This window comes from Pseudomonas gregormendelii, assembly GCF_017114825.1.
Lineage (GTDB): Bacteria > Pseudomonadota > Gammaproteobacteria > Pseudomonadales > Pseudomonadaceae > Aquipseudomonas > Aquipseudomonas gregormendelii.
The window spans coordinates 33,443-56,948 of record NZ_JADEVO010000005.1; the positions used below are offsets into that span (position 1 = coordinate 33,443).

29 protein-coding genes are annotated in these 23,506 nt (G+C 60.3%); 11 read left to right on the plus strand and 18 right to left on the minus strand.

Translation table 11 applies throughout. The annotated features are described in order from the left end of the window. Positions 1 to 79: 79 nt before the first annotated feature. Complete coding sequence (rpoH, locus tag IMW75_RS05300) at positions 80 to 934, plus strand: RNA polymerase sigma factor RpoH (RefSeq protein ID WP_045059814.1); 855 nt, start codon at positions 80 to 82, stop codon at positions 932 to 934. A 152-nt stretch (positions 935 to 1,086) separates the two neighbouring features. Here the strand turns inward: rpoH and mtgA are convergent, their stop codons facing one another. Further along, a complete protein-coding gene (gene mtgA, locus IMW75_RS05305; RefSeq protein ID WP_045059815.1) occupies positions 1,087 to 1,809 on the minus strand; it encodes a monofunctional biosynthetic peptidoglycan transglycosylase in 723 nt (240 codons plus the stop codon). A gap of 73 nt (positions 1,810 to 1,882) precedes the next feature. Here mtgA and IMW75_RS05310 point away from each other — a divergent pair, with 73 nt between their 5' ends. The 4 genes from IMW75_RS05310 to trmB all read left to right on the plus strand — a co-directional run bounded on the left by IMW75_RS05310 (position 1,883) and on the right by trmB (position 4,230). Further along, positions 1,883 to 2,254, plus strand: coding sequence for a DUF423 domain-containing protein (locus IMW75_RS05310; RefSeq protein WP_205892050.1), 372 nt, complete (start codon positions 1,883 to 1,885; stop codon positions 2,252 to 2,254). Positions 2,255 to 2,439: 185 nt separating this feature from the next. After that, complete coding sequence (thiS, locus tag IMW75_RS05315) at positions 2,440 to 2,640, plus strand: sulfur carrier protein ThiS (protein ID WP_007897898.1); 201 nt, start codon at positions 2,440 to 2,442, stop codon at positions 2,638 to 2,640. A 60-nt stretch (positions 2,641 to 2,700) separates the two neighbouring features. Next, positions 2,701 to 3,495, plus strand: a complete 795-nt coding sequence (locus IMW75_RS05320) for a thiazole synthase (RefSeq protein ID WP_122841137.1) — start codon at positions 2,701 to 2,703, stop codon at positions 3,493 to 3,495. Between the two features lie 9 nt (positions 3,496 to 3,504). Then, on the plus strand, positions 3,505 to 4,230 hold the full coding sequence (trmB, locus tag IMW75_RS05325; protein ID WP_045059818.1) for a tRNA (guanosine(46)-N7)-methyltransferase TrmB: 726 nt from the start codon (positions 3,505 to 3,507) through the stop codon (positions 4,228 to 4,230). A gap of 128 nt (positions 4,231 to 4,358) precedes the next feature. Here trmB and IMW75_RS05330 read toward each other — a convergent pair whose 3' ends face one another. The 9 genes from IMW75_RS05330 to IMW75_RS05370 form a co-directional block, all read right to left on the minus strand. Continuing rightward, positions 4,359 to 4,682 carry a DUF3392 domain-containing protein gene (locus IMW75_RS05330; protein ID WP_205892051.1) on the minus strand — a complete coding sequence of 108 codons (324 nt, stop codon included), beginning with the start codon at positions 4,680 to 4,682 and terminating at the stop codon, positions 4,359 to 4,361. A 22-nt stretch (positions 4,683 to 4,704) separates the two neighbouring features. After that, positions 4,705 to 5,910 carry a radical SAM family heme chaperone HemW gene (gene hemW, locus IMW75_RS05335; RefSeq protein ID WP_237142233.1) on the minus strand — a complete coding sequence of 402 codons (1,206 nt, stop codon included), beginning with the start codon at positions 5,908 to 5,910 and terminating at the stop codon, positions 4,705 to 4,707. Then, complete coding sequence (gene rdgB, locus IMW75_RS05340; protein WP_205892052.1) at positions 5,907 to 6,503, minus strand: RdgB/HAM1 family non-canonical purine NTP pyrophosphatase; 597 nt, start codon at positions 6,501 to 6,503, stop codon at positions 5,907 to 5,909. The genes hemW and rdgB overlap by 4 nt, the downstream gene beginning before the upstream one ends. Beyond that, positions 6,500 to 6,934 carry a DUF4426 domain-containing protein gene (locus IMW75_RS05345; RefSeq protein ID WP_045059821.1) on the minus strand — a complete coding sequence of 145 codons (435 nt, stop codon included), beginning with the start codon at positions 6,932 to 6,934 and terminating at the stop codon, positions 6,500 to 6,502. The genes rdgB and IMW75_RS05345 overlap by 4 nt, the downstream gene beginning before the upstream one ends. 26 nt (positions 6,935 to 6,960) lie before the next feature. Continuing rightward, positions 6,961 to 7,581 (minus strand): methionine biosynthesis protein MetW, encoded by a 621-nt coding sequence (metW, locus tag IMW75_RS05350; RefSeq protein ID WP_045059822.1) that lies wholly within the window; start codon positions 7,579 to 7,581, stop codon positions 6,961 to 6,963. Positions 7,582 to 7,588: 7 nt separating this feature from the next. Continuing rightward, complete coding sequence (metX, locus tag IMW75_RS05355) at positions 7,589 to 8,728, minus strand: homoserine O-succinyltransferase MetX (protein ID WP_045059823.1); 1,140 nt, start codon at positions 8,726 to 8,728, stop codon at positions 7,589 to 7,591. Positions 8,729 to 8,921: 193 nt separating this feature from the next. Further along, positions 8,922 to 9,512, minus strand: a complete 591-nt coding sequence (locus tag IMW75_RS05360) for a YggT family protein (protein WP_045059824.1) — start codon at positions 9,510 to 9,512, stop codon at positions 8,922 to 8,924. A gap of 10 nt (positions 9,513 to 9,522) precedes the next feature. Further along, positions 9,523 to 10,341 (minus strand): pyrroline-5-carboxylate reductase, encoded by an 819-nt coding sequence (gene proC, locus IMW75_RS05365; protein WP_205892053.1) that lies wholly within the window; start codon positions 10,339 to 10,341, stop codon positions 9,523 to 9,525. Positions 10,342 to 10,365: 24 nt separating this feature from the next. After that, on the minus strand, positions 10,366 to 11,058 hold the full coding sequence (locus IMW75_RS05370; protein ID WP_045059826.1) for a YggS family pyridoxal phosphate-dependent enzyme: 693 nt from the start codon (positions 11,056 to 11,058) through the stop codon (positions 10,366 to 10,368). Positions 11,059 to 11,115: 57 nt separating this feature from the next. Between IMW75_RS05370 and IMW75_RS05375 the strand changes: the two genes are divergently transcribed. After that, positions 11,116 to 12,150, plus strand: a complete 1,035-nt coding sequence (locus IMW75_RS05375; RefSeq protein ID WP_205892054.1) for a type IV pilus twitching motility protein PilT — start codon at positions 11,116 to 11,118, stop codon at positions 12,148 to 12,150. Positions 12,151 to 12,281: 131 nt separating this feature from the next. Here IMW75_RS05375 and IMW75_RS05380 read toward each other — a convergent pair whose 3' ends face one another. After that, entirely contained in the window at positions 12,282 to 12,890 is a 609-nt protein-coding gene (locus IMW75_RS05380; RefSeq protein ID WP_045059828.1) for a C40 family peptidase, read from the minus strand. Between the two features lie 250 nt (positions 12,891 to 13,140). Here IMW75_RS05380 and IMW75_RS05385 point away from each other — a divergent pair, with 250 nt between their 5' ends. After that, complete coding sequence (locus IMW75_RS05385; RefSeq protein WP_045059829.1) at positions 13,141 to 13,560, plus strand: NINE protein; 420 nt, start codon at positions 13,141 to 13,143, stop codon at positions 13,558 to 13,560. A gap of 91 nt (positions 13,561 to 13,651) precedes the next feature. Here IMW75_RS05385 and IMW75_RS05390 read toward each other — a convergent pair whose 3' ends face one another. The 7 genes from IMW75_RS05390 to gshB all read right to left on the minus strand — a co-directional run bounded on the left by IMW75_RS05390 (position 13,652) and on the right by gshB (position 19,729). Continuing rightward, positions 13,652 to 14,923, minus strand: a complete 1,272-nt coding sequence (locus IMW75_RS05390) for a dihydroorotase (protein WP_045059830.1) — start codon at positions 14,921 to 14,923, stop codon at positions 13,652 to 13,654. Beyond that, positions 14,920 to 15,924: an aspartate carbamoyltransferase catalytic subunit gene (locus tag IMW75_RS05395; RefSeq protein ID WP_007913665.1), complete on the minus strand. Its 1,005-nt coding sequence runs from the start codon at positions 15,922 to 15,924 to the stop codon at positions 14,920 to 14,922. The genes IMW75_RS05390 and IMW75_RS05395 overlap by 4 nt, the downstream gene beginning before the upstream one ends. 27 nt (positions 15,925 to 15,951) lie before the next feature. After that, positions 15,952 to 16,458 carry a bifunctional pyr operon transcriptional regulator/uracil phosphoribosyltransferase PyrR gene (pyrR, locus tag IMW75_RS05400; RefSeq protein WP_205892055.1) on the minus strand — a complete coding sequence of 169 codons (507 nt, stop codon included), beginning with the start codon at positions 16,456 to 16,458 and terminating at the stop codon, positions 15,952 to 15,954. Between the two features lie 97 nt (positions 16,459 to 16,555). Then, positions 16,556 to 16,993: a Holliday junction resolvase RuvX gene (gene ruvX / locus IMW75_RS05405; RefSeq protein WP_005792259.1), complete on the minus strand. Its 438-nt coding sequence runs from the start codon at positions 16,991 to 16,993 to the stop codon at positions 16,556 to 16,558. Further along, on the minus strand, positions 16,993 to 17,565 hold the full coding sequence (locus IMW75_RS05410; RefSeq protein ID WP_045059832.1) for a YqgE/AlgH family protein: 573 nt from the start codon (positions 17,563 to 17,565) through the stop codon (positions 16,993 to 16,995). Before IMW75_RS05410 ends, ruvX begins: the two co-directional genes overlap by 1 nt. Positions 17,566 to 17,755: 190 nt before the next feature. Beyond that, complete coding sequence (locus tag IMW75_RS05415) at positions 17,756 to 18,655, minus strand: energy transducer TonB (protein ID WP_045059833.1); 900 nt, start codon at positions 18,653 to 18,655, stop codon at positions 17,756 to 17,758. A gap of 117 nt (positions 18,656 to 18,772) precedes the next feature. Continuing rightward, on the minus strand, positions 18,773 to 19,729 hold the full coding sequence (gshB, locus tag IMW75_RS05420; RefSeq protein ID WP_045059834.1) for a glutathione synthase: 957 nt from the start codon (positions 19,727 to 19,729) through the stop codon (positions 18,773 to 18,775). Between the two features lie 245 nt (positions 19,730 to 19,974). On the opposite strand from gshB, the gene pilG reads away from it, so the two are divergent. The 4 genes from pilG to IMW75_RS05440 all read left to right on the plus strand — a co-directional run bounded on the left by pilG (position 19,975) and on the right by IMW75_RS05440 (position 23,469). After that, positions 19,975 to 20,379: a twitching motility response regulator PilG gene (gene pilG / locus IMW75_RS05425; protein WP_045059835.1), complete on the plus strand. Its 405-nt coding sequence runs from the start codon at positions 19,975 to 19,977 to the stop codon at positions 20,377 to 20,379. Between the two features lie 57 nt (positions 20,380 to 20,436). After that, positions 20,437 to 20,802 (plus strand): response regulator, encoded by a 366-nt coding sequence (gene pilH, locus IMW75_RS05430; protein WP_205892056.1) that lies wholly within the window; start codon positions 20,437 to 20,439, stop codon positions 20,800 to 20,802. Between the two features lie 10 nt (positions 20,803 to 20,812). Then, complete coding sequence (locus tag IMW75_RS05435; RefSeq protein WP_045059837.1) at positions 20,813 to 21,346, plus strand: chemotaxis protein CheW; 534 nt, start codon at positions 20,813 to 20,815, stop codon at positions 21,344 to 21,346. Positions 21,347 to 21,408: 62 nt separating this feature from the next. Then, positions 21,409 to 23,469: a methyl-accepting chemotaxis protein gene (locus IMW75_RS05440; RefSeq protein ID WP_205892057.1), complete on the plus strand. Its 2,061-nt coding sequence runs from the start codon at positions 21,409 to 21,411 to the stop codon at positions 23,467 to 23,469. Positions 23,470 to 23,506: the final 37 nt, after the last annotated feature.

Sequence of the window (23,506 nt, forward strand, 5' to 3'; positions counted from 1 at the left end):
TGGGAACTTATTCTTCGGTTTCCGGTCAATTTTCGCAGTGCTGAACTGCACGAGTTATGTAAGATGGAGGTTTTTTCGTATGACCAATTCTTTGCAACCTGCATATGCTCTGGTCCCGGGTGCGAACCTGGAGGCCTATGTGCACACGGTGAACAGCATTCCATTGCTGACGCCGGAGCAGGAGCGTGAACTGGCCGAGAGTCTCTATTATGAGCAGGATTTGGGGGCGGCTCGGCAGATGGTGCTCGCCCACCTGCGTTTTGTCGTACACATTGCCCGTAGCTATTCCGGCTACGGTCTGGCTCAGGCTGACCTGATCCAGGAAGGCAACGTCGGCCTGATGAAGGCCGTGAAGCGCTTCAACCCGGAAATGGGTGTGCGTCTGGTTTCGTTTGCCGTGCACTGGATCAAGGCTGAGATTCACGAGTTCATCCTGCGCAACTGGCGCATCGTGAAGGTCGCGACCACCAAGGCCCAGCGCAAGCTGTTCTTCAACCTGCGTGGCCAGAAGAAACGTCTGGCATGGTTGAATAACGAGGAAGTTCACCGCGTGGCGGAAAGCCTCGGCGTTGAACCGCGTGAAGTGCGCGAGATGGAAAGTCGCCTGACCGGCCATGACATGGCCTTCGACCCGGCTGCCGAAGCAGACGACGACAGTGCTTTCCAGTCGCCAGCCAACTATCTGGAAGACCACCGGTACGACCCGGCACGTCAACTGGAAGACGCTGACTGGAGTGACAACTCCAACCATAACCTGCACGAGGCGCTGGAAGTGCTCGACGACCGCAGTCGTGACATTCTCTATCAGCGCTGGTTGGCTGAAGAGAAAGCCACGCTGCATGACCTGGCGCAGAAGTACAACGTGTCGGCCGAGCGTATTCGTCAGCTTGAGAAGAGCGCGATGAACAAGCTCAAGTTGTCTATCGCGGCGTAACTCTCGCGAACGCGATGAAAAACGCCCCGATCAGCGATGATCGGGGCGTTTTTGTTCATAAGATCAAAAGATCGCAGCCTTCGGCAGCTCCTACGGACAAATGTGTAGACCTGTGGGAGCTGCTGAAGGCTGCGATCTTTTGCTCTGGGCGTTCATTGCGCCCAAGGCGGCCGACGCGAGCCGTTCAGGCCCAGCAGATAGCTGTCGCCACCCAGCTGGCTCATCTGTTGTCGAACCCATCCTGCGCGTCGCGCAACATAGCTGGTGGGATGGCTCGCGCTCCAGGCTCGCGGGTTTGGCAGGACCGCCGCCAGCAGGCTGGATTGCTGACGACTGAGCCCTTTTGCGCTGACACCAAAGTGGTGCCGCGCTGCCGCCTCTGCGCCAAACACGCCCTCATCCCACTCCACACTGTTGAGGTAAACCTCAAGAATCCGCTGCTTGGGCCAGAGCACTTCTATCAACCCGGTAAACCACGCTTCCAGGCCTTTGCGCAGCCAGCTGCGGCCGGACCACAAGAACAGGTTCTTCGAAACCTGCTGGCTCAAGGTGCTGGCGCCCCGAATCGAACCGCCGAGCTCGTTGTGAGCCAGGGCTTTTTGAATCGCGCCAAAATCGAATCCCCAGTGCTCCGGGAATTTCTGGTCTTCACCGGCAATCACCGCAAGCTTGAGGTCGTCGGAGATCTCATCCCAGGGTTTCCAGGTGCGTTGCAGGTCAATGGGCTCGCCGTCGAACCATGACTCGATCTTGCGCTCGACCATCAAGGCCGTTCCCGGAGGCGGCACCACGCGAAATATCAGCACCAGCAATACGCTGCCGCCCGCGAACCAGAGCACGGCCTTGGTGAATCTTCGTACAATTAAACGCAGCATAGAGATGGCTTGGCCGAACCCGTTGAGCGGGCCATTATACAGACCCTGTTGATCGAGTCTGACTGGAGTTCTCATGCTGCGTGGCTTTCTGATGCTGGCCGCTTTTTTTGGCTTTACCGGAGTTGCCCTGGGCGCATTCGCTGCCCATGGCCTGAAGAGCCGCCTGACGCCTGAATACCTTGCGATATTCCACACCGGCGTCACTTATCAATTGGTGCATACCCTGGCGTTGCTGGGCGTGGCGCTGCTGGCCACACAAATGCAGGGACGCCTGGTCACGTGGGCAGGTGCTTCGTTTGCGATCGGCATCCTGCTGTTTTCCGGCAGCCTGTATGTGTTGACCATGACGGGCATCAGCAAACTTGGGATCATCACCCCGTTTGGCGGGCTGGCGTTTCTGGTGGGCTGGTTTTGCCTGGGTCTTGCCGCCTGGCGCCTGGCCTGAGGTAACCAAACCTCGGTAGGAGCTGCCGCAGGCTGCGATCTTTTGATCTTCAAAAAAGCCAGATCAAAAGATCGCAGCCTGCGGCAGCTCCTACCGGGAGGATTGCGTTTCAAGACGAATGGCTTGGGTCGATCTGGTTGATCGGGCTAGAATGCCAGCCCCTTAAAATGATGGTGGCCTGCGGCATGCGCATTCAGTTGAACGGCGAATCCCTTGAACTGCCCGACGGTGAAACCGTTGCGGCCCTGCTCACCCGTCTGGAACTTACCGGACGCCGGGTAGCGGTCGAGCTCAATCTGGACATCGTCCCGCGCAGCCAGCATGCCGAAACCACCTTGAACGACGGTGATTCAGTCGAAGTTGTGCACGCCATCGGCGGCGGCTAGTCGCCCGGCCCGCAAGGGCACAGAATTCTGCAAGAACCTCACCCCAACAGAGGATTTCCCATGAGCATCGTTCGTAGCGACAAGCCCTTCGTCCTGGCCGGTCGTACCTACCAGTCGCGTTTGCTGGTAGGCACAGGCAAGTACCGTGACATGGAAGAAACCCGCCTGGCCATCGAAGCCTCGGGTGCCGAGATCGTGACCTTCGCCGTGCGCCGTACCAACCTCGGCCAGAACCCGGGCGAACCGAACCTGCTTGAAGTCCTGTCGCCGGATCGCTACACCTTCCTGCCGAACACGGCAGGCTGCTTCGATGCCGCCGAGGCCGTGCGCACCTGTCGGCTGGCCCGGGAGCTGCTGGGCGGCCACAACCTGGTGAAGCTTGAAGTGCTGGCGGACCAGAAAACCCTGTTTCCCAACGTGATTGAAACCCTGAAGGCTGCCGAAGTGCTGGTCAAGGAAGGTTTTGACGTGATGGTCTACACCAGCGATGACCCGATCATTGCCCGTCAGCTGGCGGAAATCGGTGTGATCGCGGTGATGCCGCTGGCCGGTCTGATCGGCACGGGACTGGGGATCTGCAACCCTTACAACCTGCAGATCATCCTCGAAGAAGCCAAGATTCCCGTACTGGTGGATGCTGGTGTGGGTACCGCTTCCGACGCTACGATTGCCATGGAACTGGGCTGCGAGGCGGTGCTGATGAACTCGGCTATCGCCCATGCCCAGCAGCCGGTCATGATGGCCGAAGCCATGAAACATGCGATCGTCGCGGGCCGTCTGGCCTACCTCGCCGGTCGCATGCCGAAAAAACTCTATGCCAGCGCCTCCTCGCCGCTGGATGGTCTGATCAAGTAAGAGCCATTGATGACTGAATCAAAAGAAACGCCTATCCAGCCGGAAGAAGGCGAAGAGCGCCAACACCGACGTATCAAGAGTTTTGTGATGCGCGCCGGGCGCATGACCGAAGGCCAGCAGAAAGGCCTGGAGCAGGGCACGCCACTGTTCGTGCTGCCGCTCGCCGATGCGCCGGTGGACTTCGATCAAGTGTTTGGCCGCTCTGCGCCGCGCTCCCTGGAAATCGGCTTCGGCATGGGCCATTCCTTGCTGGAAATGGCTGCGGCTTCGCCGGAGCAGGATTTCATTGGCGTTGAGGTGCACCGTCCGGGTGTTGGCGCGCTGCTCAATGGCGTGCTGACCCAGGGCCTGACCAACCTTCGAGTCTACGATTGCGATGCGATCGAAGTGCTCAACCGCTGCGTGGCGGATAACAGTCTCGATCGCCTGATGCTGTTTTTCCCTGATCCATGGCACAAGAGTCGTCACCACAAGCGTCGCATCGTTCAGGCGTCGTTCGCTGAGCTGGTGCGTAGCAAGTTGAAGGTCGGCGGCGTGCTGCACATGGCCACGGACTGGGAGCCGTACGCCGAGTACATGCTGGAAGTGATGAACGTCGCGCCGGGTTATCGCAACCTGGCCGAAGACGGTAAGTGCGTACCGCGCCCGGCCGAGCGGCCGATCACCAAGTTCGAACGCCGTGGCGAACGTCTTGGGCATGGCGTGTGGGATCTGAAGTTCGAAAAGCAGTCCTGAACGGTAATACAAAAACCTGTGGGAGCGGGCTTGCCCGCGACAGTGGTCTGACAGTCAACGTGGATGTTGAATGTTACGGCCTCATCGCGGGCAAGCCCGCTCCCACAATGTTTTGTATGTGCTCAAATTCAGCGGCGGTCGGCCACTACGCCGATGAGCACCAACACCACCAACAACACCGGCGCCAGGCTGTAGTTGTTGAACTGGCTCAGGCCTTTGATGATCCACGGCGTGGCGTAGATCAGCGCGAGGCCGCTGCCGACCATGCACACCAAGGCCATCAGCGGGACGCGCAAGGCGCCGGCGATGCTGCCCAGGCGTTGGTCGATCCAGCCCTTGATGTCCGCGCCAAACAGCACCAGCAAACAGCCCACCAGCGCCAGAGAGATCTCCGACAGGTTGCTGCGGCTCCAGCGGGAGACGGTGGCGAGCAGGTCGAGTATCAAATCCATTCGTTTTCCCTTAAGGCTGAAATCAGCTCAGAAATTTCTGCAGCAAGTCATTGAGGAACAGTTGCCCGCGCTCGGTGGCCGCCAGACGTGACGGTTCGACCTGCAACAAGCCGCTTTGTTCGGCCTCGAGGCGGCCTTCGGCGAAGCTTTCCAGACTCAGGCCGGTACGCTCCGGGTACAGCCGCGATTCGACGCCTTCGGTGAGGCGCAAGGCGTTCATCAGGAACTCGAACGGCATTTCTTCATTGGTCAGCGCTTTCTCGCCCGCCTTGAAGCTTTTCGCCGGGTTCAGGTAGTCCTTCGGCAGGCGCGTCTTCCAGGTGCGCACGATGCGCCCGTCCGGATGACTGAGCTTGCCGTGAGCGCCGGCGCCGATGCCGATGAAGTCACCGAAGCTCCAGTAATTGAGATTGTGCCGCGCCGGGCGCCCGGGTTGGGCATACGCCGAGACTTCGTATTGCGCGTAACCGTGCTCGGCGAGCAACGCCTGGCCGGCTTCCTGAATGTCCCACAGTGTGTCGTCTTCCGGCAGCGTCGGCGGCTGGTTCCAGAACACCGTGTTCGGTTCCAGGGTCAGTTGGTACCAGGACAGGTGAGTCGGCTTAAGGGCGATGGCCTGGCGCAGGTCACTCAACGCATCGTCCAGGGACTGATCGGGCAAGCCGTGCATCAGGTCCAGGTTGAAGTTGTCGAACCCGGCCTGACGCGCCATGCCGGCAGCGCGGAGGGCTTCGTCACCGTTATGAATGCGGCCCAGGGCCTTGAGTTTCTCTTCCTGGAAGCTCTGGACGCCGATCGACAGGCGATTGATGCCCAGCGCGCGGTAAGCCATGAACTTTTCCTGCTCGAAGGTCCCGGGATTGGCTTCCAGAGTGATTTCGATGTCTGCGGCGAACGTTATGCGCTGCTCGACGCCCTTGAGCAGTCGGCCCAGGGCCGCAGCGCTGAACAGGCTCGGCGTGCCACCGCCAAAGAAGATCGAACTCAGCTCGCGGCCATACACCGCGTGCAGATCCTGATCGAGATCGGCCAGCAAGGCATCGACGTATTCCTCTTCCGGCAGCACCGGGCTGGCCGTGTGGGAATTGAAGTCGCAATAAGGGCATTTGCGTACACACCACGGGATGTGGATGTACAGCGCCAGGGGCGGCAGTACGGCAAGCGCTGCCCGAGGCGGTTGTGCAGCGCCGCCGTAAATCAGCGGCGATGCGGAGGAGTCGTGGGTCATTTCAAGCCCAGACGCAGGCGCAGCAGTTCCATTGCACGGGCGCGGTGGCTGATCAGGTTCTTGTCGCCAGGGCTCAGCTCTGCGCTGGAGCAGTCGCGTTCCGGCACCCAGAACAGCGGATCATAGCCAAAACCATGCTCGCCACTGGCCTGGGTCAGGATGCGCCCTTGCCACAAGCCTTCGCAGAGTATCGGCAGCGGATCATCGGCGTGCCGCACCAGGGCCAGTACACAGACGAATTGCGCGCCGCGTTCGGTTTCAGGTACGTCTTTCAAGGCGTCGAGCAGCTTGGCGTTGTTCGCCTCATCGCCTTGGCCATCAGCGTAACGGGCCGAATAGATGCCCGGTGCGCCACCGAGGAAGTCCACTGCCAGGCCCGAATCATCGGCCAGTGCCGGCAGGCCGGAGATGCGCGCGGCGTTGCGGGCCTTGAGAATGGCATTCTCGACAAACGACAGGCCGGTTTCTTCAGGCTCGACAGTGCTGAATTCGCCGATCGAGCGCAATTGCACCGAATCGCCGAGCATGGCCTGGAGTTCCTTGAGTTTGCCGGCGTTGTGGCTGGCCAGTACGAGTTGGGTGAAGTTCATCATTGGCCGGGGAAAAGCTCTTGGTTGAAATTGATGGTGTTGATTTTATCGCCAGTCTGCACCTGAATATTAAAGGTGCGGGTCTCCTGCTGATCGACCGGGTATTGGGCGATATAGTAAATCGCACCCTGTTCGGTGATCTGGCGGAAGTTGAGCTTTACGCTCTGGCTGGTCAGGTCCTTGATGGTGCCGCTGACCTGGGCCATCAGCGGCTTGCCGTCCTTGAGCACCGAAATGTTGATCACGCCCTGGTTCTTGCTGCGGGTCAGTTCCGCGGCTTTGGCAATGTCCGGCGTCAGGAAGGTGGAATTGAAGGTGTTGTAATGCACCGTCACGTCACCGAATTTTTCCTGGCGTTCACCCTTGATGGCGTCGGCGGCCATGGCGGTCACGCTCAGGCAGGCAGTAAATAGAAACAGCGCTAGACGACCCATGTTGGTTCTCCTCGAAATGTCGTGTTTCACACCGCGATCTTGTGATCCTGCAGGCCGGGGCTGCTGACGCGGTAGATGCCGATTTCACCTAATAGATTAGGCCATAGCTTGCTGGCCCACCCGTGGCGATGCTGTTGATCGACAGCCAGCCGATCAATGACCTTGGCTTCACGTTCGCGACACAACTCTTCAAAGTCGCCGAAAGTGCAGAAGTGGATGTTCGGCGTGTTGTACCAAGTGTATGGCAGGAAATCGGAAACGGGCATCCGCCCCTTGCTCGCGAGGTACCAGCGGCAGCGCCAGTGGCCGAAATTCGGGAAGGTGATGATGCACTGGCGACCGACCCGCAGCATCTCGTCGAGGATTCGGTCCGGGTAGTGCACCGCCTGCAACGCCTGGGTCATGACCACGATGTCGAAACTGTTGCTGGCGAAGTTGCCCAGGCCCTTGTCCAGGTCCTGCTCGATGACGTTGATGCCTTTGGCGACGCATTCGGCAATATTGTCCGGGTCGTTTTCCAGCCCGTAGCCGGTCACCTGCTTGTTGTCGCGCAGCCAGGTCAGCAGTTCACCGTCGCCGCAACCCAGGTCGAGTACGCGGCTGCCGGCGGGGATCCATTCCTGGATGATTTCCAGATCGGCTCTCATGATGTCCTCAAAGCGAAATTCGGTTCATGTAGTTGCTGAACGCCTGCAGGTAACGCGGAATCGGAATCAGGAAGGCGTCGTGGCCTTGCGGAGCGTCGATCTCGAGGTAGCACACGTCTTTCTTGGCGGCCATCAGCGCATCCACCAGCTCCCGCGAGCGGGCAGGGGAGAAGCGCCAGTCGGTGGTGAACGACATCACGCAGAATTTGGCCTGGGCGTTGGCGAAGGTTTTCGCCAGGTCGTCGTCGAAATTCGCCGCAGGATCGAAGTAGTCCAGCGCCTTGGTCATCAACAGATAGGTGTTGGCGTCGAAGCGGCCGGAAAACTCCTCCCCCTGGTAACGCAAGTAGCTTTCAACCTGGAACTCGACGCTGTGGAAGTCGTAGTTGAGCTTTTCACTTTTCAGGCCGCGGCCGAATTTCTCGCCCATGGAGTCATCGGAAAGATAAGTGATGTGCCCGACCATCCGTGCCAGCATCAAGCCGCGCTTGGGGATTACGCCTGCTTCCTGGAACGAGCCACCGTGGAATTCGGGGTCGGTCAGGATAGCCTGGCGCGCCACTTCGTTGAACGCGATGTTCTGTGCCGACAACTTGGGGGCCGAGGCGATTGCCAGGCAGTGCCGGATGCGATCGGGGTAGGTAATGCTCCATTGCATCGCCTGCATGCCGCCCAGGCTGCCGCCGATCACGGCGGCCCATTGGTTGATGCCGAGCACGTCCGCCAGGCGTGCCTGGCTGTGCACCCAATCCTCTACCGTGAGCACCGGGAAGTCGGCTCCAAATGGCTTGCCGGTCTCCGGGTTGATGCTGCTCGGGCCGGTGGAGCCATTGCAGCCGCCCAGGTTGTTCAGGCTGACGACAAAAAATTTAGTCGTATCAATGGGCTTGCCGGGGCCGATGCAGCTGTCCCACCAACCGGGTTTGCGGTCGTCGGGGCTGTGGAAACCGGCGGCGTGGTGGTGGCCGGACAAGGCGTGGCAGATCAGCACGGCGTTACTCGCCGTGGCGTTCAGCGTGCCGTAGGTTTCGTAGATCAGGTCATAGGCTGGAAGCGAACGGCCACAGGCCAGGGCCAGGGGTTCACTGAAGTGCGCCACTTGCGGCGTCACCAGGCCAACAGAATCGGCGGGAAAGGCAGTTGGCATCGACCCTGCTCTCGTTGAAATGAGGCGTAAGTCTAAAGACCGGTGGGGTTAGCGGCAAGCAAAGGCCGGGGCTGTTTGTTACTTGTCATACCGAGGCGTTGCCATCGCGGGCAAGCCTTGCTCCCACAAGTCTGCACTTTACCTGTGGGAGCGGGCTTGCTCGCGAAGAACGATACTGCAGTGAGCCTGGGAGTTAGATGAGCAAGCGCAGGATCTGCGGCATCATCGTCATCTCGGCCAGGTTGTTGATGACCAGCATGTCGATCAGCTTCAACACCATGAAGGCGAGGATCGGCGAGATATCCAGGCCGCCGAGGTTTGGCAGGATCTTGCGGAACGGTGCAAGGGCCGGTTCGCAGATCTGGTTGACCAGCTCGGCGCCAGGGTTGTGGCTACCCGGTGCAACCCACGACAGGATCACACTGATGATCAGGGCAAAGAAGAAAATCTTCAGGAACAGCGCGGTCACGCCGATCAGCGACCAGATCAGCAGTTGCAGCGGGTTGCCGGTCGTGCCGTAGGTCAGCAGCAGTGTCAGCGCCATCAGTGCCAATTGCACCAGGATCGCCAGCACCAGGGACGACATGTCCAGGCCAAACATGCTCGGGATAATCCGGCGCAGGGGCTTGAGCAGCGGTTGGGTGGCTTTTACCGCGAATTGACAGAGCGGGTTATAGAAGTTCGCCCGCACCAGTTGCAGCACGAAACGCAACAGTACGATCAGCAGATACAGACTGCCGAGGGTTTGCAGCACGTAGACCGCTGCAGTGTTCAATCCAATCATGTAAGGCTCCTTATTGACCCAATTGTTCGGCCATTTCGGCCGAGCGGTGCGCAGCGGCGCCGAGTGCTTTTTCTACCAGCGCTTCAAAGCCGCCAGCCTGGAACGACTTGATTGCAGCTTCGGTGGTACCTGCAGGGGAAGTCACGCGGCGACGCAATTCAGCCGCGTCGACGTCACTGGCAACCGCCATGTGCGCAGCGCCCAAGGCCGTTTGCACGGTCAGTTGAGCGGCGATATCTGCTGGCAGGCCGAGTTTCACGCCGGCAGCGGTCATCGCTTCAATCAGCAGAAAGAAGTACGCCGGGCCGCTGCCGGACACCGCAGTGACCGCGTCCAGCTGCTGTTCTTCGTCAAGCCACAGGGCGATGCCGACGGCGGACAGCAACTCTTCGGCTTGCTGGCGTTGCTCGGCGCTGACTTCGGCCGTAGCGAACAACCCGCTCACACCCTGGCGCAGCAGCGCCGGGGTATTGGGCATGCAGCGCACGATAGGCTGTGCGCCGAGCCAGTTGTTCATGCTGGCGCAGGTAATGCCGGCAGCGATGGACACCACCAGTTGGTTCGGCTTCAGGTTCGGGCGAATCGCTTCGCACACGGCCTTCATCGCCTGGGGTTTGACCGCCAGGACGACCACTTCGGCGTCTTTGATCGCCTCGGCGTTGTCGGCAAATACAGCAATGCCGTGTTCAGCGGCGACTTTCGAGCGGGTTTCAGCGCCCGGATCGCTGGCGCGGATCAGCTCGGCTTCCAGACCTTTGGCGCGCAGGCCGCCGATCAGGCTGGCGGCCATGTTGCCGGCACCGATAAAGGCAATACGAGTCTTGCTCATGTCAGGTCCTTACAAAGAGAGCCATCAAGGCTGCATTGGTTGAGAGCCGCGGGCGCCAAACAGGGCCGTACCGATACGGACCCAGGTGGCGCCCATGGCGATGGCCGACTCGAGGTCGTGGCTCATGCCCATGGAAAGTGTGTCGAGCGGCAGGTTCAAACTGGCTTGCAGTTGCTGTACGGCAGCAAAGGCGGCGTCCTGGGCGGCGCGATCTTCAGTTGGCTCGGGAATCGCCATCAGCCCGCGCAAGCGGATGCGCGGCAATTGGCTGATGGCTTGCGCCAGCGCCGGCAGATCTTCAGGGGTGCAGCCGGATTTGCTGGCTTCACCGCTGACGTTGACCTGGATGCAGATATTCAGTGGAGGCAAATCGGCGGGACGTTGCTCGGACAGGCGTTGTGCGATTTTCAAGCGATCCACGGAATGCACCCAGGCGAAGTGCTCGGCGATAGCGCGAGTCTTGTTCGATTGAATGGGGCCGATGAAGTGCCAGATCAAGGGCAGGTCGGCCAATTCGAGCTGTTTGCCCAGGGCTTCCTGCAGATAGTTCTCGCCGAAGTCGCAGATCCCGGCGGCGTGTGCTTCGCGCAACGCTTCGGCGGGCTTGGTCTTGCTCACGGCGAGCAACTGCACGCTGTGCTCGTCGCGGTGAGCGGCTTGGGCCGCAGCATGGATGCGCGAACTAACCTGTGCGATGTTGTCTGCTATCGTGGACATTCAAGAGGCGCCAGCGGTTCTGAGGTTGGCGGCATTCTACTGGAATTGAGGAGCGCTATGGATATCACTGAGCTGCTGGCCTTCAGCGCCAAACAGGGCGCGTCCGACCTGCACTTGTCCGCCGGCCTGCCACCGATGATTCGCGTCGATGGCGATGTACGCCGCATCAACTTGCCTGCCCTGGACCACAAACAGGTGCAGGAGCTCATCTACGCGATCATGAACGACACCCAGCGGATGGATTTCGAGAAGCATCTGGAGACCGACTTTTCCTTTGATGTGCCCGGCGTGGCGCGCTTTCGCGTCAATGTCTTCAACCAGAACCGCGGCGCTGGTGCGGTTTTTCGTACCATTCCCTCAAAAGTCCTGAGCATGGATGACCTGGGCATGGGGGAGGTATTTCGCAAAATCACCGAGGCCCCGCGCGGCCTGGTGTTGGTGACCGGGCCTACCGGCTCCGGCAAGTCGACCACCCTCGCGGCCATGATCGATTACCTGAACAACCATCGTCATCACCATATCCTAACCATTGAGGACCCTATCGAATTCGTTCACGAATCACGCAAATGCCTGATCAATCAGCGCGAAGTTCACCGTGATACCCGAAGCTTTGCCACGGCCCTGCGCTCGGCCCTGCGCGAGGACCCGGACGTGATTCTGGTGGGTGAAATGCGCGATCTGGAGACTATTCGGCTGGCCTTGACGGCGGCGGAAACCGGGCATCTGGTGTTTGGCACGCTGCACACCACGTCGGCGGCGAAAACCATCGACCGGGTGGTGGACGTGTTTCCGGGAGACGAGAAGTCGATGGTGCGTTCGATGCTCTCCGAGTCCCTGCTGGCCGTGGTCTCGCAGGCGCTGATCAAGAAAGTCGGTGGCGGCCGGGTTGCCGCGCACGAGATCATGATAGGAACGTCGGCGATCCGTAACCTGATCCGTGAGGACAAGGTGGCGCAGATGTATTCGTCGATTCAGACCGGCGCGTCGTTGGGGATGCAGACGCTGGATATGTGCTTGAAGGATCTGGTCAACAAAGGGCTGATCAGCCGCGAGCATGCGCGGGAGAAGGCGCGGTTGCCGGATAACTTCTGAGGGAGATTGGTGGCGCTTTCAAGTATGCCATCGCGAGCAGGCCCGCTCCCACAGCGGAATGCATTCCAACGTGGGAGCGAGCCTGCTCGCGATAGGGCCGTAATGTCCGGCGAAGATGTTTTGGCTTCAGATCAGCGCTGAACAACCCGCAACGCGCTCTGTTCTTTCGGCAGTACCCGCTTGGCCACTACGTAGTGTTTTTCCCAATACGGTTTTTTCAGCGTATCGATACTCACCGACTTGCCACGACGCGGTGCGTGGATGAAGCGGTCGTTGCCCAGGTAAATGGCGACGTGATTGACCCGACGGCTCTTGATGTTGAAGAAAATCAGGTCGCCAGGCTTCAGATCCTTGCGATCGACTTTCTCGCCATGACCACTGGCCATGGCGTTCGACGTGCGGGGCAGGTCGAATGTCGCGTCGTTGAACGCGTATTTCACCAGGCCGCTGCAGTCAAACCCTTTACTTGGGCTGCTACCGCCCCAACGATAAGGAGTACCGAGCACATTCACCGCACGGCTCAGCACGTTGCTGCTTTCCTTGCTCGCCATTGGCGGAACCAGGCTGCTTTTACTGGTCAGGGTTGGAGCTGTTTTTTTGCTTTTGCTCGAAGGAGCAGAAGCATGGGATTTCGGGGTGTAACCATTAACGTTGGGAAGACGTTGCTCACGATTGGTGGCGTGGGCGGCCAGTGGCATCAAAAGGCAAATGGTTAGCCATGTCTTGAAAATTGGACGCATTAGGCAGGGCTCATATTGGTTAGCGCGCAACTTTATAACAGCTTTTTTGTCCATTCCGGGTCCGTTGGTCGATTCGCAAAAGTCTCAAGGGAACCAAATTGGCGCCAGATGTACGAGGGTCTTCAGGCAAATGCCTTATGCGACAAGACTTTAGAGAACAGAAGGATAACATTTGCCATTTGTCGGCCACGCGTAAAAAAGTCACAAAGAATTAAAGAATATTTATCTATCGTCTGAATCGAGGTCGTTCATGAATACCTATCAGCACCCTGTTCCGCATCAGGACACCCATAGCAAGCTCATTGGCTACCTGCTGTGGATCCTCGGATTTACCGGTGCTCACCGCTTTTATTACGGCAAGCCGGTGACCGGGACGATCTGGTTCTTCACCTTCGGTTTGCTGGGTATCGGCTGGCTGATCGACGTGTTCCTGATCCCGGCCATGGATCGCGAGGCGGACCTGCGCTTTACCGCTGGGCCGATCGAATACAACGTCGCGTGGATTCTGCTGACCTTCCTCGGAGTGTTCGGTGTACACCGCATGTACCAGGGGAAATGGATCAGCGGGTTGCTGTACCTGGTGACGGGTGGGTTGTTCTTCCTGGGGGTGCTGTATGACTTCTGGACGTTGAATGACCAGGTTTCCGTGCGTAACGCGCAGAGCCGTTAAGCAAGATCAAAAGATCGCAGGCTTCGCCAGCTCCTGCACAGGGATATGCGTTTCCCTTTAGGAGCTGCCGCAGGCTGCGATCTTTTGGTTTTCAGGCCTGGTGGCTGATCCGTCCATCCACCAGGGTGTACCGCACCACACTCGGCAGGCTGTGGCCAATGAACGGGCAGTTCTCGCCTTTGGACAGCCAATTTTCACCGGCTACGGTCGAAGCCGCCGGATCGAACAGCACGATATCCGCCGCACCTCCCACCGCCAGCTTGCCTGCCGGCAGGCGCAACGCTTCGGCGGGCCCGGCGCTCAGTCGCGCCAGCAGTGTCGGCAGGTCGAGCAATCCATCCTCCACCAACGTCATGGCCAGCGGCAGCAGTAACTCGACGCTGCTGATGCCTGGTTCGGTCGCGCCGAACGGCGCCAGTTTGGCATCGCGCTCGTGGGGCTGGTGGTGGCTGGAGATGGCCGACACCACGCCAGACTTCACCGCCTCCCGCAGGCCGTCGCGGTCAGCGCGGGTGCGCAGCGGCGGCTGGACGTGATAGAGGCTGCTGAAGTCGATCAGCGCTTCATCCGTCAGGATCAACTGATACAGGGCCACATCGGCGGTCACCGGCAGACCACGGGCCTGGGCCTGGGCGATCAGGGCTACGCCGCGGGCGCTGGTGAGCTGGCTGAAGTGCGCGCGTACGCCGCTTTGCTCGACCAGTAACAGATCACGGGCCAGGGCCACGGTTTCGGCGGTTTCCGGAATGCCTGGCAAGCCTAGGAAGCTCGCGGTCGGGCCTTCGTGGGCCAGGCCGCCTTCAGCCAGGTCATGATCCTGGGAGTTGAAGATTACCGTCAGGTCGAACGTTGCCGCATATTCCAGTGCCCGGCACAAGGTGCGGGTGTTGCGGAAACTCTCCAGACCGTTGCCGAAGGCCACGCAACCGGCATCGCGCAATGCGACCAGCTCTGCAAGCTGTTCGCCATCAAGGCCTTTGCTCAGGGCGCCGATCGGGAAGACTTTGGTGTTGCCGGCCTCACGGGCGCGGTCGAGGATCAGTTCGGCGACGGCCGAGGTGTCCAGGACCGGTTTGGTTTTCGGTGGGCAGCACAGGCTGGTGACGCCGCCTGCAGCCGCTGCGCGGGTTTCGCTGATGATCGAGCCTTTGCGGCTATAGCCTGGCTCGCGCAGGGCAACGTTCAGGTCGACCAGGCCGGGAGCGGCCACCAGGCCCTGGGCGTCTATGGTATCGACTGCGACGAAACCGGCAGGTGCGGCACCGAGGGCGACGATCTTGCAGGCTTCAATGTGGATATCGGTGACTTGATCCCGCCCGCTGACGGGGTCGATGACGCGTGCGCCGAGAATGCTGAGCTTCACTGGGCGTTCTCCTGCTCGAATTGGCGCTGGGCGGTTTGTCCGCTCATGGCCATGGACAAAACGGCCATACGAATGGCAATCCCGTAGGTCACCTGATTGAGGATGACCGAGTGCGGACCATCGGCCACTGCGGACTCGATTTCCACCCCGCGATTGATCGGTCCCGGGTGCATGACAATGCAATCGGGCTTGGCGCCGGCGAGGCGTGCTGTCGTCAGGCCGAACAGGCGGTAGAACTCGCCCTCGCTCGGCAGCAGGCCGCCAGTCATGCGTTCTCGCTGCAGGCGCAGCATGATCACCACGTCGACGTCTTTCAGGCCTTCGGTCATGTCGGTATAGACCTTGACGCCGTATTGCTCGATGCCGATCGGCAGCAGGGTCTTCGGCGCAATCACGCGGATGTCCGGGCAGCCGAGGGTTTTGAGCGCCAGCATGTTCGAGCGCGCGACCCGCGAGTGCAGGATGTCGCCGACAATGGCCACCGAGAGGTTTTCGAACCCCCCCTTGTGCCGACGGATCGTCAGCATGTCGAGCATGCCCTGGGTCGGGTGCGCATGCCGGCCGTCGCCGCCGTTGATGATCGCCACTTGCGGGCAGACATGCTCGGCAATGAAGTGCGCCGCGCCGGAGTCACCGTGGCGCACGACGAACATGTCGGCGGCCATGGCTTCGAGGTTGCGCAGGGTGTCGAGCAGCGTTTCGCCCTTGCTCGCCGAGGAAGTCGACACGTTCAGGGTGATGACATCCGCCGACAGGCGCTGGGCCGCCAGTTCGAAGGTGGTGCGGGTACGGGTAGAGTTCTCGAAAAACACGTTGCACACGGTCTTGCCGCGCAGCAGCGGGACTTTTTTCACCGCCCGGGCGCCGACTTCGAGGAACGAGTCGGCAGTGTCGAGGATTTCCGTCAGCAGCTCGCGGCGCAAACCGTCGAGCGAGAGGAAGTGGCGCAGCTGGCCCTGATCATTGAGCTGCAGCGGGCGCTTGGTGTCTAGAGGCGTCATCGCGAGGGGGACTCTCAATAGGGCGGATTAAAGGGCGAAATCTTGCAGTTCCAGCACGAGCGGCAATGGCCCGGACAGTTTCACCCGTTCATGGGCGGCCAGCGACAGGGTTGCGCCGACTACGTTCGGGCGGATCGGCAGCTCACCGGCGTCGAGGTCCAGCAGACAGACCAGCGTCACGCTGGCCGGGCGGCCGTAGTCGAACAGCTCATTGAGCGCGGCGCGAATGGTCCGGCCACTCATCAGCACGTCGTCGATCAGCACCAGGTGCTGGCCTTCGATCTCGAACGGCAGGGCAGAAGGGCGGACCTGCGGGTGCAAGCCGTTCTGGCTGAAGTCGTCGCGATAGAAGGAGACGTCCAGGGTGCCGAGTGGCGAGTCGCTGCCCAGTTCATCGAGCAAGGCCTGGGCGACCCAGACGCCGCCGGTGCGAATGCCGATGTAGCGTGGCTCGCTGATGCCGCGATGTTCCAGGTGCGCCTTGAGACGGGTCGCCATCTGGCTGATCAGTTCGGCGGGATTGGGCAGGCTCATGGTTGCTCCTTCTTGGACCCGGGCCAGATTCTGCTTGAGCAATGGCCCGGGTTGCAGCTTAGAGAGTCGCGTGGCGGCTCTTCAGGATAGGGTTTGATCAGGATTCGAACAGTGCGGTATTTTCGTCGAGCCAGCCTTGCAGCAGCAGGGCGGCGGCGATGGCGTCCACCGGGTTGTCGCGGTAGCTGCCCTTTTGTCCGCCCCGATCCCGCCGCTCGCCTTTGGCCTCAAAGGTGGTCAGGCGTTCATCGTGGGTATAGAAGGGCAGGTTGTAGCGGCCATTGAGGCGGCGGGCGAATTTTTCCGCGCGCAGGCACATGTCGCTGGGCGTTCCGTCCATGTTCAGGGGTAGGCCGACCACGACAGCGTCGGGTTTCCATTCCTTGATCAGGGCTTCGACCTGGTTCCAGTCGGGTATGCCGTTCTGCGCCTTCAGGGTGCACAGCTCGCGAGCCTGGCCGGTAATCACCTGGCCGACCGCCACGCCGATCTGTTTGGTGCCGTAGTCGAAGCCGAGAATCAACCGCAGAGCCATCAGGCGTGCCCCGCCTGGCTGGTCAGCAGGCTGAGATTGATCCCCAGGTGCCGGGCCGCCGCTTCCAGGCGCAGTTCGCTGCTGGTATTGAACAGGATGTCGGCGCTGTACGGGCAGGTCAGCCAGGCGTTGTCAGCCAGTTCCGACTCCAGTTGCCCGGCTTCCCAGCCGGCGTAACCGAGGGTGATCACGCTTTTCCCGGGACCGACGCCGTCTGCAATCGCGAACAGCACGTCCTGGGACGTGGACAGCGACAGCTCGCCTTCCAGATCAACGGTCGCCTGGTAAGTCTGGCCTGAGGGGTGCAGGACAAAACCGCGATCGGTCTGCACCGGGCCGCCCATGAAGATCGGTACGTGCTGGCATAGCGCCGGTGGTTCGATATCCGGGCGCAATTGCTCGAGGATATCAGCCAGATTCAGATCTTGCGGACGGTTGACCACCAGCCCCATGGCACCATTGGCCGTGTGCTCGACGATGTAGGTCAAGGTGTGGGCAAAGTTCGGGTCGGCCATGTGCGGCATGGCGATCAGGAAATGATGCTTGAGGTAACTGGGGCTGACGTTTTTCATGAGCGCTAGTGTGGCGTTGGAGGGGCAAACTGACAAGCTGGGGATGCACAGGAAATACCGCAAATCTCGACAACCACTGCCCCCGTAGGAGCGAGCTTGCTCGCGAGAAACCCGAGAGCGCCGTGGGTGTCTATTTTTCAGCGTTATCGTTGACGACCATCGCGAGCGAGCTCGCTCCTACAGATGGGGGTCAGTTGCTGGAAAGTCTGTCACCGCGGGCAAATTTCCAGGTGCGGATGATTTCCAGGCGGTCGATGTCCGACAGGTCCCCGGTAAACGGCGCAAACGGCGCCGCGAGCCGCACGATGCGCTGGGCGGCCTGGTCCAGCAGCGGCTGGCCGGAGGATTCCAGTACCAGCACTTCATACAGCGAGCCGTCGCGGTTGATCGAGACCATCAGGCGCAAATTGCCATAGATTTGCTTGCGTCGCGCTTCGTCCGGGTAGTTCAGGTTGCCGATGCGCTCGACTTTCTTGCGCCATTCATCCTTGTACCAGGCACCCTTGTCGCGCATGGTAGAGGCGGCGCTCAGGCGGTGTATACGCGGGCGCTTGGCGTACAGCTGTTGTTCGTTGGCCAGTTCGGCTTCGAGGCTGGCGATGTCACTGGACAGCTGTTCACTGTCGAACGTCGGCGCGGCCACCTTGGGTTTGGCATCGATCTTGGGCGCTTCGGTTTTTGCCGGTGCTTTCTTCGGTTTCGGCGCAACCGTGGTCACTGCGGCCTTGGGCGGCGCTTCCTGGACTTCAGGTTTAGCGGCAGGAGGCGGCGTGACTTTCTTGACCTTGTTGTCCTGGAAGGGCGCGACCTCGGTGGTCTTGGGGGTCGCCTTTTTATCCAGGGTGCCGCTGCCTTGCTGGTTTTCCTGGGCGAGGAAATCGGCTTTCTCGGGCTTCTTTTCACTTTTGAAAGTGGCGAGGGTGATTTCCAGGGTTTTGCTGATCTGCTTGGGCTCGACCATGGTGAAGCCCACGCCCAGCAGCAACGCCAAATGAATTAACGCTGCGAGAAACAGGGTAAATCCGAGGCGATCGGCCGGGCGCACACCGCGGTGGGCGAGTTCGGCAGGCAGATCGGACGGAAGTGTCATGGTGAAAAAACCAACATCGCGTTTTTAAGGGCTCGGCATGATAACGCAATGTTGGTTTTTAGCTTCAAGCTTGAAGTTTCAAGCGACAGGCTGCATTGAGCGAATCTCACTTGCAGCTTATGGCTTGCTCTGCAACTTCTTCTCGATGGCGTCCATCAGCAGGCCGCCAATGTCGGTGCCAAAGGCATTATCGATCTCGCGGATGCAGGTCGGGCTGGTGACGTTGATTTCCGTCAGGTGCTCGCCAATCACGTCCAGGCCGACGAACAGCAGGCCTTTTTCGCGCAGTGTCGGGCCGACCTGAGCGGCGATCCAGCGATCCTTGTCGGTCAATGGGCGGGCTTCGCCACGACCACCAGCCGCGAGATTGCCGCGGGTTTCACCGGCGGCCGGAATCCGCGCCAGGCAGTAATCCACAGGCTCACCGTCGATCATCAGGATGCGCTTGTCGCCGTCCTTGATCGCCGGCAGGTAGGCTTGGCCCATGATTTGCTGGGCGCCCAGCGCGGTCAGGGTCTCGAGAATGACCGACAGGTTCGGGTCGCCAGCGCGATGACGGAAGATCGAGGTGCCGCCCATGCCGTCCAGCGGCTTGAGGATCACGTCGCCATGCTTGGCGGCGAACTCACGCAGCACGTCGGCGCGGCGGCTGACCACGGTTGGCGGGGTGCACTGGGGAAACAGTGTGGCGAACAGCTTTTCATTGCAGTCGCGCAGGCTCTGCGGTTTGTTGACGACCAGCACGCCGGCGCGCTCGGCTTGCTCCAGCAGGTAGGTGGAGTAGACGAACTCCATGTCGAAGGGCGGATCCTTGCGCATCAGAATCACGTCCAGATCGCTCAGGAGCGCGTCAGTCTCGGCCTCCAGTTCGAACCACTTTTCCGGGTTGGCGAAGACTTTCAGCGGACGCATGCGCGCCCGGGCTTCGCCTTCGCCCTGATACAGGTCGCGCTGCTCCATGTAGAACAGTTCCCAGCCGCGCTTTTGCGCGGCCAGCAGCATGGCCAGCGAGCTATCCTTTTTATAGGAAATGCCGGCAATGGGATCCATGACAATCCCGACGCGAACGCTCATGGGTTTTTCCTCGAATTTGGGCTTTGTCGATCCCCTGTGGAAGCGGGCCGCAGGGCTATATAAAAGTGGCGTCAGATTGGCGCCGGGCGTGTTTGCGGTCAAGGGAAAACCACAGTGCCAGTCACCCGATAGATTGGATTTGGAGACTGTGCTAAAAAGGCTTTGCCCTTGAACATCAAGGGTTTCGAGCCCTGGAAGATCCGAAAACGGACAATTTGATTCGCAAAGGCGACGGTAGAGTAAATATGGATCAGCATTCCAGCGCCTTGAAGGTCATGGTGATCGACGATTCGAAGACGATTCGCCGCACCGCCGAAACGTTGCTGAAAAATGTAGGTTGCGAGGTCATCACGGCCATCGATGGTTTCGATGCGCTGGCGAAAATCGCCGACAACCATCCCGGCATCATCTTTGTCGACGTCATGATGCCGCGTCTGGATGGTTATCAGACCTGCGCCCTGATCAAGAACAACAGCGCGTTCAAATCCACGCCAGTGATCATGCTGTCGTCCAGGGACGGGCTGTTCGACAAGGCCAAGGGGCGCATCGTCGGCTCCGATCAGTTTTTGACCAAGCCTTTCAGCAGGGAAGAATTGCTGAACGCGATCCAGGCCCATGTTCCAGGGTTTGCCGCCGTTTTGCCGCAGTAGGACACGCACAGTGACGCTCGGCCAACGGGCCCGGCGTCGACAAGAATGGGGAAGACCATGGCACGAATTCTGATCGTCGACGACTCGCCGACCGAAATGTACAAACTGACGGGCATGCTGGAAAGGTATGGTCACGAAGTGTTGAAAGCCGAAAACGGCGCCGACGGCGTGGCCCTGGCCCGCCAGGAAAAACCTGACGCGGTGCTGATGGACATCGTCATGCCCGGCCTCAATGGTTTTCAAGCCACCCGGCAGTTGACCAAGGACCCGGAAACCGGGCACATCCCGGTGATTATCATCACCACCAAGGATCAAGACACCGACAAGGTCTGGGGCACGCGCCAGGGCGCCAAGGATTACCTGACCAAGCCGGTCGACGAAGACACCCTGATCAAGACCCTCAACAACGTGCTTGCCGGCTGATCATCGGACCATGAGTGAATCGCTGACTGCCTTCGAACTGCTGCTGCAACTCGATCAGCGTTGCCGTCTGCTGGCGGCAGACCTGCCTTCCCAGCCGGCCCGCCAGGACAGCTGGAGCGGTATAGGATTTCGATTGGGCGAGCACTGGTACGTCGCTCCCATGGGCGAGATCAGTGAAGTCTTGCACGAACCGCGATTCACGCAGTTGCCCGGGGTAAAACCCTGGGTCAAGGGCGTGGCCAACCTGCGGGGGCGCTTGCTGCCGATCATGGATGTCTGCGGCTTCTTCGCCCTGGAGCTGTCGGCGGTGCGCAAGCAGCGTCGGGTGTTGGTGGTGGAGCACAACGAGGTGTTTGCCGGGTTGATGGTCGACGAAGTTTACGGGCTGCAGCATTTTGCCCAGGGAAGTCTGGAGCCGGTGGATAACTTGAGCGGGGCGATTGCGCCGTTCATCAAGGGCCGGTTTAAGCGCGAGCAGGATTGGCAGGTGTTCAGCCCGTTTGCGCTGGCGCAGTCGCGGGCGTTCATGCACGTCGCTTTGTAAACGCAGACCCCACAAAGCGATCTGTGGTGGGTAGGTAGATGTGAGTTAACAGGCGAGGACCGATGATAAAAGCAAAAGCAGGCAAGCCAATGGAAGGGTCGCGCAGCCGGTCGCAGATCATCGTGCTGTTTATCGCGCTGATCATCTTCATCATGCTGTTGTTCGCCAATTTCGCGTACCTCAACACCCAGGCTACGTACGATAAACAGTACATCGGCCACGCAGGCGAGTTACGCGTGCTGTCCCAGCGTATCGCCAAGAATGCTACGGAAGCCGCTGCCGGCAAGGCTGCCGCGTTCAAGCTGCTCAGTGATGCGCGCAATGATTTTGCCCGGCGCTGGAGTTATCTGAAGCAAGGCGACCCCTCTACCGGTCTTCCCCCTGCGCCGTCCGCCGTGCGCCCGGAAATGCGCGCAGTGCAAACGGACTGGGAGCGCCTGCTGAAAAATACCGACGCCATCCTCACCAGCGAACAGACCGTACTGTCGCTGCACCAGGTCGCCGCGACCCTGGCCGAGACTGTGCCGCAACTGCAGGTTGAGTATGAAAAAGTCGTCGAGATTCTGCTGCAGCGGGGCGCTCCCGCCGCCCAGGTCGCGATGGCTCAACGGCAATCCTTGCTGGCCGAGCGAATCCTGGGGGCGGTGAATACCGTGTTGTCCGGGGACGAGAATTCGCAACAGGCTGCCGACGTCTTCGGGCGTGACGCGGCACGCTTCGGCCAGGTCCTGACGGGCATGTTGCAAGGGGATCCGGCGCTGAAAGTCAGCCAGGTCGAGGACCGCGATGCCCGGGCCCGCCTGCTCGAGATTTCCGAACTGTTCGAGTTCGTCTCGGGTTCCGTCGATGAAATTATCGAAACCTCGCCTGAACTGTTAAAGGTCCGGGAGTCAGCAACCAACATCTTCGGCCTGTCGCAAACGCTGCTGGACGAAGCCTCGCACCTGGCCAATGTTTTTGAAAACCTTGCCGGCGGTCGTCACACCGACACCATCGGCGGCTATGTCCTGGGCTTGCTGGCGCTGACGTCGATCATCCTGATCGGCCTGGTGATGGTGCGCGAAACCAATCGCCAGCTGCGTGAGACCGCCGAAAAGAACGAACGCAACCAGACGGCGATCATGCGCCTGCTCGACGAGATTGAAGACCTGGCAGACGGCGACCTGACGGTGACGGCCTCGGTGACGGAAGATTTCACCGGCTCCATTGCCGACTCTATCAATTATTCCGTCGACCAGTTGCGCGACCTGGTGGCAACCATCAACCTGACCGCCGGCCAGGTCGCCGCCGCCGTGCAGGAAACCCAGGCCACCGCCATGCACCTGGCGCAAGCCTCCGAGCATCAGGCGCAGCAGATATCCGAAGCTTCCACGGCCATCAACGACATGGCCCAATCCATTGACCAGGTGTCGGCCAACGCGGCCGAGTCCTCGGCGGTGGCTGAGCGGTCGGTGGAAATCGCCAACAAGGGCAACGAGGTGGTGCATAACACCATCCACGGCATGGATAACATTCGCGAGCAGATCCAGGATACCGCCAAGCGAATCAAGCGCCTTGGTGAGTCTTCCCAGGAAATCGGCGATATTGTCAGCCTGATCGACGACATTGCCGATCAGACCAACATTCTGGCCCTCAACGCTGCGATCCAGGCCTCGATGGCGGGTGACGCTGGTCGCGGTTTCGCCGTGGTAGCCGATGAGGTGCAGCGCCTGGCCGAGCGCTCATCCGCTGCGACCCGACAGATAGAGACCCTGGTGCGGGCAATTCAGACGGACACCAATGAAGCTGTGATTTCCATGGAGCAGACCACCACCGAAGTGGTGCGTGGCGCACGTCTGGCGCAGGATGCCGGGGTGGCGCTGGAGGAAATCGAAGGCGTATCCAAAGTGCTCGCGGCGCTGATCCAGAGTATTTCCAATGCCGCCCAGCAGCAGACGTCCTCGGCCGGACAGATCTCCCTGACGATGAACGTGATCCAGCAGATCACCTCGCAGACCTCCTCCGGCTCCACTGCAACCGCCGAAAGCATCGGTAACCTGGCGAAGATGGCCAGCCAGCTGAGGCGTTCGGTGTCCGGTTTCACCTTGCCCGCGGCGAGCGCGCAGGCTGCTGATAAAGTATAGGGCGTGGCAGGCGCAGGTTTTTTCCAGTGGAGTGGTT

Bases quoted from the DNA above. Each gene is read 5' to 3' on its own strand.
- IMW75_RS05385 (WP_045059829.1), top strand. From the start codon at position 13,141: ATGAATACCTATCAGCACCCTGTTCCGCATCAGGACACCCATAGCAAG.
- metW (WP_045059822.1), bottom strand. From the start codon at position 7,581: ATGAGAGCCGATCTGGAAATCATCCAGGAATGGATCCCCGCCGGCAGC.
- ruvX (WP_005792259.1), bottom strand. From the start codon at position 16,993: ATGGCTCTGCGGTTGATTCTCGGCTTCGACTACGGCACCAAACAGATC.
- rdgB (WP_205892052.1), bottom strand. From the start codon at position 6,503: ATGATGAACTTCACCCAACTCGTACTGGCCAGCCACAACGCCGGCAAA.
- IMW75_RS05330 (WP_205892051.1), bottom strand. From the start codon at position 4,682: ATGGATTTGATACTCGACCTGCTCGCCACCGTCTCCCGCTGGAGCCGC.
- proC (WP_205892053.1), bottom strand. From the start codon at position 10,341: ATGAGCAAGACTCGTATTGCCTTTATCGGTGCCGGCAACATGGCCGCC.
- IMW75_RS05415 (WP_045059833.1), bottom strand. From the start codon at position 18,655: ATGACACTTCCGTCCGATCTGCCTGCCGAACTCGCCCACCGCGGTGTG.
- IMW75_RS05360 (WP_045059824.1), bottom strand. From the start codon at position 9,512: ATGATTGGATTGAACACTGCAGCGGTCTACGTGCTGCAAACCCTCGGC.
- IMW75_RS05370 (WP_045059826.1), bottom strand. From the start codon at position 11,058: ATGTCCACGATAGCAGACAACATCGCACAGGTTAGTTCGCGCATCCAT.
- thiS (WP_007897898.1), top strand. From the start codon at position 2,440: ATGCGCATTCAGTTGAACGGCGAATCCCTTGAACTGCCCGACGGTGAA.
- pilG (WP_045059835.1), top strand. From the start codon at position 19,975: ATGGATCAGCATTCCAGCGCCTTGAAGGTCATGGTGATCGACGATTCG.
- IMW75_RS05435 (WP_045059837.1), top strand. From the start codon at position 20,813: ATGAGTGAATCGCTGACTGCCTTCGAACTGCTGCTGCAACTCGATCAG.
- IMW75_RS05310 (WP_205892050.1), top strand. From the start codon at position 1,883: ATGCTGCGTGGCTTTCTGATGCTGGCCGCTTTTTTTGGCTTTACCGGA.
- trmB (WP_045059818.1), top strand. From the start codon at position 3,505: ATGACTGAATCAAAAGAAACGCCTATCCAGCCGGAAGAAGGCGAAGAG.
- IMW75_RS05440 (WP_205892057.1), top strand. From the start codon at position 21,409: ATGATAAAAGCAAAAGCAGGCAAGCCAATGGAAGGGTCGCGCAGCCGG.
- metX (WP_045059823.1), bottom strand. From the start codon at position 8,728: ATGCCAACTGCCTTTCCCGCCGATTCTGTTGGCCTGGTGACGCCGCAA.
- mtgA (WP_045059815.1), bottom strand. From the start codon at position 1,809: ATGCTGCGTTTAATTGTACGAAGATTCACCAAGGCCGTGCTCTGGTTC.
- IMW75_RS05345 (WP_045059821.1), bottom strand. From the start codon at position 6,934: ATGGGTCGTCTAGCGCTGTTTCTATTTACTGCCTGCCTGAGCGTGACC.
- rpoH (WP_045059814.1), top strand. From the start codon at position 80: ATGACCAATTCTTTGCAACCTGCATATGCTCTGGTCCCGGGTGCGAAC.
- pilH (WP_205892056.1), top strand. From the start codon at position 20,437: ATGGCACGAATTCTGATCGTCGACGACTCGCCGACCGAAATGTACAAA.
- IMW75_RS05410 (WP_045059832.1), bottom strand. From the start codon at position 17,565: ATGAAAAACGTCAGCCCCAGTTACCTCAAGCATCATTTCCTGATCGCC.
- pyrR (WP_205892055.1), bottom strand. From the start codon at position 16,458: ATGAGCCTGCCCAATCCCGCCGAACTGATCAGCCAGATGGCGACCCGT.
- gshB (WP_045059834.1), bottom strand. From the start codon at position 19,729: ATGAGCGTTCGCGTCGGGATTGTCATGGATCCCATTGCCGGCATTTCC.
- IMW75_RS05320 (WP_122841137.1), top strand. From the start codon at position 2,701: ATGAGCATCGTTCGTAGCGACAAGCCCTTCGTCCTGGCCGGTCGTACC.
- IMW75_RS05375 (WP_205892054.1), top strand. From the start codon at position 11,116: ATGGATATCACTGAGCTGCTGGCCTTCAGCGCCAAACAGGGCGCGTCC.
- IMW75_RS05380 (WP_045059828.1), bottom strand. From the start codon at position 12,890: ATGCGTCCAATTTTCAAGACATGGCTAACCATTTGCCTTTTGATGCCA.
- hemW (WP_237142233.1), bottom strand. From the start codon at position 5,910: ATGACCCACGACTCCTCCGCATCGCCGCTGATTTACGGCGGCGCTGCA.
- IMW75_RS05395 (WP_007913665.1), bottom strand. From the start codon at position 15,924: ATGACGCCTCTAGACACCAAGCGCCCGCTGCAGCTCAATGATCAGGGC.